This is a genomic window from Streptomyces durbertensis, from assembly GCF_014156695.1.
GTDB classification, from domain to species: Bacteria; Actinomycetota; Actinomycetes; order Streptomycetales; family Streptomycetaceae; genus Streptomyces; species Streptomyces durbertensis.
Window position 1 is genome coordinate 1 of sequence record NZ_WMLF01000326.1, and the last position, 6,247, is coordinate 6,247.

The 6,247-nt window shown below is 76.6% G+C and carries 2 protein-coding genes and 1 pseudogene; 1 reads left to right on the forward strand and 2 read right to left on the reverse strand.

Annotated features, from left to right (window positions below):
- A partial coding sequence (locus GL263_RS19295; RefSeq protein WP_323379476.1) for a nucleotide-binding protein occupies positions 1–2,764 on the forward strand: 2,764 nt, incomplete at its 5' end.
- Between the two features lie 77 nt (positions 2,765–2,841).
- Here GL263_RS19295 and GL263_RS19300 read toward each other — a convergent pair.
- Entirely contained in the window at positions 2,842–3,792 is a 951-nt protein-coding gene (locus GL263_RS19300) for a bifunctional riboflavin kinase/FAD synthetase (protein WP_182856990.1), read from the reverse strand.
- A 138-nt stretch (positions 3,793–3,930) separates the two neighbouring features.
- Positions 3,931–6,247 (reverse strand): annotated as a pseudogene (locus tag GL263_RS19305) (serine protease); the annotation flags it as partial.

Consider the following 6,247-nt stretch of genomic DNA (forward strand, 5'->3'; position numbering starts at 1 on the left):
CTCCGACACCCCGCCGCCGCCCGGCTTCCCGACGCTGCAGCCCGCTGACGGCCAGTCGGCTCCGCCGGCGGCCGCGCCGGGTGGGAACGCGGGCGCGCCCCCACCCGGCTTCCCGGTGCTGCGGCCGCAGGGCGAGCGGCAGCCGTCCGACGACAACGCGCACGAGCCGGCCGAGGAGGCCGGGAACGCATCGGCGCCGGAAGGGGGATCGCGCGTCCGCAGCGGTTCGGGCGTCGACCCGTCCGCCGGCCTGTGGGACGACGATCCGGAACCGGCGGAGGAGCCGGAGGCCGGCGACCGGTCCCGGCCGGAGGCGTCTGCCGACGAGGAGGCCCGCCCGGAGACCGGCGCGCCGTCCGAGGACCCCGCCCGGGAGCCGGAGCCGGCCGGTCACGATCCTGCTGTGCAGGAACCCGCAGTTCAGGAACCCGGTGTTCAGGAGCCGGCCGTGACGCCCGAGCCGCAGCAGCAGCCGGTGCCGCAGCAGGCCCCGCGGGCGGCGGGTGCGCCCGTCGACGGTCAGGCGCTGCCGGGTGCCGCGAACGCTCCGGCCGGGGGCGCTCCTTGGGGCGCGGCCGACCAGGCCGACCAGGGCGGACAGCCGCACCAGCCGCAGGGTCTTCCCCCGCTGCCGCCGAACTACCAGGCCGCCGACCCCTCGCAGGCCTCCGCGCACCCGCAGGCCGTGCCTCCGCAGCAGCCGCAGCAGGGGCCGGCACAGCCGCAGCACGCGCAGATCCCTCAGCAGGCGCAGTCACCGCAGCAGGGGCAGCAGCCGCCGCTGCCCGGGCAGGGTGGGGCCCCGGCACCGCAGGGCGCGCCGTACGGCTATCCGCACGCGCAGCCGCCCGCGCAGGGCTACGGCTATCCGCCGCCGCAGGGCGGTTACGGCTACCCGCAGCAGGCCGCACCTCCGCAGGGCCAGCCGCCTCAGGCGGGCGTCCCCCCGCACGCGCAGCCTCCGCACGCGCAGCCCCCGTACGGCCAGGCGCCGCACGACCAGCCGCCGTTCGGGCAGCCGGGCGGCCCCGGCCAGCAGCCCGGCCAGCCGCCGCACGGCTACGGCTATCCCCCGGCGCAGCCGGGCCAGCCGGGCGCACCGGGCCAGCCGGGCGCACCGGGCCAGCCGGGGCAGCACGCGCCGCAGGGGCAGACCCAGCCGCACGCCGCGCCCGGCCAGTTCGGCGGTCCCCAGCAGCCCGGTCCGGGCGGTCAGCCCGCTCCCGCCGGGCAGCAGGAGGGAGCGGCGCCGCAGGGCGGCGCGCAGCCGTTCCCCAACCCGGCGGCGCAGCAGGCCGGTTACAGCTACGCCCAGCCGGGCCAGCAGCCCCAGCGGCCGGCGCCCGGTGCCCCGCTGGGCTACGGCGCGTCCGTGGACCTCAGTTCGGACCGGCTGCTGCGCGGCCAGCCGAAGAAGCGCAAGCCCGGCTCGAACATCAACCAGCCGTCGCGCTTCAAGCTCGGCGGTCGGAAGGAAGAGGAAGAGCGGCAGCGCAAGCTGGAGTTGATCCGCACGCCGGTGCTCTCCTGCTACCGCATCGCCGTGATCAGCCTCAAGGGCGGCGTCGGCAAGACGACAACAACCACGGCCTTGGGCGCGACGCTGGCGTCGGAGCGGCAGGACAAGATCCTGGCGATCGACGCGAACCCGGACGCCGGCACGCTCGGCCGACGGGTGCGGCGGGAGACGGGTGCGACGATCCGCGACCTCGTGCAGGCGCTTCCGCATCTCAACAGCTACATGGACATCCGGCGTTACACCTCGCAGGCGCCGTCCGGGCTGGAGATCATCGCCAACGACGTGGACCCGGCGGTCTCGACGACGTTCAACGACGAGCACTACCGGCAGGCGATCGACGTGCTCGGCCGCCAGTACCCGGTGATCCTGACCGACTCGGGTACCGGTCTGCTCTACAGCGCGATGCGCGGGGTGCTGGACCTGGCCCGGCAGCTGATCATCATCTCCACGCCGTCGGTCGACGGCGCGAGCAGTGCGAGCACCACGCTCGACTGGCTGCAGGCGCACGGCTACGCGGACCTGGTGCAGCGCAGCATCACGGTGATCTCGGGTGTCCGCGAGACCGGCAAGATGATCAAGGTCTCGGACATCGTGGCGCACTTCGAGACCCGGTGCCGGGGTGTGGTCGTCGTACCGTTCGACGAGCACCTGGCGGCGGGCGCCGAGGTCGATCTGGACATGATGCGTCCGAAGACCCGTGAGGCGTACTTCAACCTGGCGGCGCTGGTGGCCGAGGACTTCGCCCACGCGCAGCAGGCCGAGGGGCTGTGGACGGCGGACGGTCAGGCCGCCCATCCGCCGCAGATGGCACCGCCGTTGCCGGGCCAGCCGCAGCCGTACGGGCAGCCGGGCCAGCCTCAGGGCTACCCGCCGCAGCCCGGACAGCCCGGACAGCCGGGGCACTTCGGCCAGCAGCCCGGGCAGGCACCGGGCCAGTACGGCCACGGCCAGCCGCAGTTCGATCCGCGGACCGGGCAGCCGCTGCCGGCGCAGCCGTACCCGCAGCAGGGCGCGCCGTGGCAGGGTGACCCGACGCAGCAGCCCGGGGCCGACCAGCCCGGCGTGCAGCAGCCCGGGCAGGTGCCGCCCGGCGCGGTACCGGCCGGCTGGACCCAGCAGCCCGACCAGGCTCAGCCCGACCAGCAGCAGCCCGACCAGTCTCAGCAGGCGCCGCATCCGCAGCAGCCGCCGCAGGAGGAGGGCGGCCGTTACGGCTACCCGCCGCAGCAGCCGCCCGGCAGCTGACCCGTGGACGTACCGGAGGGCCCTTCACCGTGTGCCGGTGAAGGGCCCTCCGTGGTACGGCGCTCGGAGAGCGCGGGTCAGGCGGTGTGCGCCTGGATCAGGTCGCGGGAGCGGCGCACGTCGTCGGCGATGCATTCCAGCAGCCCGTCCAGCGAGTCGAACGTGCGCTGGTCGCGGAGCCGGGCGAGGAAGTCGACCGCCACGTGCTGTCCGTACAGGTCGAGCCCGACGCGGTCGATGGCGTAGGCCTCGACCGTTCGCTCCACGCCGTTGAACTGCGGGTTCGTTCCGACGGAGATCGCGGCGGGCATGGCCTCACCGTCCGCGTGGAGCCAGCCGGCGTACACGCCGTCGGCGGGGATCGCGGTGTGCGGCAGCGTCTCCACGTTGGCGGTCGGGTAGCCGAGGGCCCGGCCGCGCTGGGCGCCGCGGACGACCACGCCCTCCACCCGGTGGGGCCGGCCCAGGACCTCGGCGGCGCCGGCCACGTCGCCGTCCGCGATCAGCCCGCGGACGAGGGTGGAGGAGAACGGCCGGCCGCCGCCGGCCTCGCCGCTCTCGTAGAGGTTGAACACCAGCACCTCGTAGTCGTAGTCCCGGCCGAGTTCGGCCAGCAGGTGGACGTCGCCGGCGGCGCGGTGCCCGAAGCGGAAGTTGGGGCCCTCCACGACGGCCTTCGCGTGCAACCGGTCGACCAGTACCTTCACCACGAAGTCGGCGGGTGAGAGCTGGGAGAACTCGGTGGTGAAGGGCAGCACGAGCACGGCGTCCACCCCCAGCTCCGCCATCAGCTCGGCACGGCGCGGGTGGGGGGCCAGCAGCGGCGGATGGCTGCCCGGGCGCACCACCTCGCTCGGGTGCGGGTCGAAGGTGACGACCACGGCGGGGACGCCGAGTTCGCGCGCCCGCTCCACCGTCTTGCCGATGATCAACTGGTGTCCCCGGTGTACTCCGTCGTAAGAGCCGATGGTGACGACGCTGCGCCCCCAGTCCTCGGGGATGTCCGTCAAACCACGCCAGCGCTGCACTGTGCCCGCTCCTCGCCGAATGCGCCATGGATCTGCCGTTCCCAAGCCTGCCATGCTGCGGGCCCCGGGGGACGCCCGCCCCCGCCGGAGCCGCACACTCCGGCGCCGTCCCGGCACCGGCGGTGGTCGCCGCGCGCGTCAGCCGCGGGTGCGGGCGGTGAGGTCGGAGGGCTTCCGAGGCAGCGCGAGCGCTCCCCCGTCGAAGCCGGCCGCCCCGCGCGGACGCGTGCCCGGTGGCGTGCCCGGAGGCGTGCCGTCCGTCGCCAGACCGAGCCGGCGCAGCAGCTCCGGGTCGTGGCCGGCGCCGGCCAGGACGGACTCCCGGACGGGCGGCTCCTCCCCCGCGGCGAGCAGCGGCTCCAGGAGTTCACCGGCGAGTTGCCCGTCGGCGGCGGCGAGCACGCGTCCGAGTCGGGCGCGCAGCGCGGTGCCGGGCAGTCGGCAGAGCTCCTCGACGAGCGGCAGCAGGGTGGCCCGGGCGGCCGCGCCGGCCGCCAGTCGCCGCTCGACAAACGCGGTCACCGGTTCCACGACCTCCTCCGGGCGGCTCCAGGCGTACTCGGCGACCAGGTGGGCGACCTGCCGGGCCAGCGCCGGGACGCGGACGTCGGCGAGGGCGGTGAGGAGCGCGGTGGCACTCTCCCGGGAGGCCGCGGCCGGGCCGCACAGCCGGTGCCGGAAGCCGGCGAGGACCTGCCGGGGGTGGGTGCTGAGGGCGCGCACCAGGGCCTCGCTGAGTCCGGCGTCGTACGGGTCGCGGGCGAAGCGGAGCAGTGCGGCGGTGAGGTAGGAGGAGCGGCTGGCGGGGCGGCCGAGCAGATGGCCGTAGGCGGGCGGGTGGAGTTCTCCGGTGTCGTCCGGGCGGCGCAGCAACTCCTTCGCCGCACGGGTGAGTTCGTCGTGGTCGGCACCGGGCACGGTGGCCAGCGCCGCCAGCCGTCCGGCGGCGGCGCGGCGGCGTTCGACGCGGTCGTCGGCGGCCCAGCGGTGCACGGCGCGGCTGAGCGCGGCCGGCTCGTCGTGCGCCAGCTCGTCGAGCAGTTCGCCGGCGTGGGCGCCGCCCGCGGTGGTGAGGGCGGCGACAAGCGCCTCAGTCAGGGAGTCCGTCGCCTGGCCGCGGTGGGTGTGCAGCAGGGCCCCTGCGGCGGTGGCCACGGTCGCGCCGGGCGCCCGCAGCGGGCGGTCGTCGCCGAACCAGCGGCACAGCAGCGGCTGTGCCGCGGCCGGCTCGGCGGTGAGGAGTGCGGCGGCCACGTCGAGGAAGCGGCGGCCGCCCGGCTGGGCGGGGTCGAGCGGGAGCAGCTGCCGCAGCAGGTCCGTCCGGGCGTCCAGCGGCAGCCGCAGCCCGGCCCAGAAGGCGGGCGGGAAGTCGGGGTGGCTTCCGGCGCGCAGCAGCCGGGCGGCGAGGGCGCGCAGGACGGGCAGATAGGGCGTGGCGTCCGGCACGCCGCGCAGGGCTCGGGAGAGCAGCCGGGCGGCCCACCACCCCTGCTCGCCCTCGCGGTGGACGGCGTCGACGAGTTCCCTGAGGCGGGGCAGCAGGCCGCCGGCTCCGCGGTGGTGGTGGGCGAGCAGCAGCGCCTCGGCGACCGGGCCCACGCGGTGCCCGGGCACCGGGACGGCGCCGGGCTGCGGGGTGCTGTGCACCAGGTTCGCCAGGGCCTCGTCCAGCTCCAGGTGGACGCCCTGGAGCCAGTCGCCGAACTCCTCGTCGGTGAACCGGTAGCCCTCGCCGGCCGGTTGCAGTACGTCCAGGGAGAGGACGGCGCCGGCCCAGCCGCCGTGCCAGGGGAACACCGTCTCGAACGCGCGCTGGTCGAGGGCGCCCCGGCCCGGGCCGAGGCAGCGGCGGGCCGCGAGATGCAGCCGGCCGGCGGCGACGGCCGCCAGGCGCCGCAGCGCGGAGCCGCGCACGGCCGGCCGGCGGCCCGCGCCGACGCTGGTGGCGATCCGCAGGGACACCAGGGCCAGCCACGCCTCGAACACCTCGTGGCGGCCGGGAGGGGTGGCGGGGATCGCGACGGGCTGGAGCTGTTCCAGTATCCGCAGGGTGAGGGGGTGCCCCTCGGGCGGGTCGGCGAGCGGGACGTGCGGCGGCAGGTACTCGCCCCCGGTGTCCGGCTCGCGGCGGGCGGTGGCCGCCGGGGCGGACGTGGCGGTGGCCGTGAACGGGGACGTGGGGCGGTGCAGCACCTCCGCGGGGAAGTGCGGGCCCAGGCGTTCCCAGAACTCCGGTCGGCAGCCGAGCGCCAGGCGGGCGCCGGAGGCGCGCAGCCAGGCGGCGGTGGCCAGCGCCCAGGGCCGCGGCGCGTGGGACAGGTGGGGCGGCATCTCCTCGGGGGCGTCGAGGACCACCAGCAGCGGGCGATCGGCGGCCCTGGCCAGACGGGCGACCACGTCGGGGTCGGCGTGGTGGGGTGGCGGCGCCTCGATCGGCGGCGCGGGCGGGCCGTCG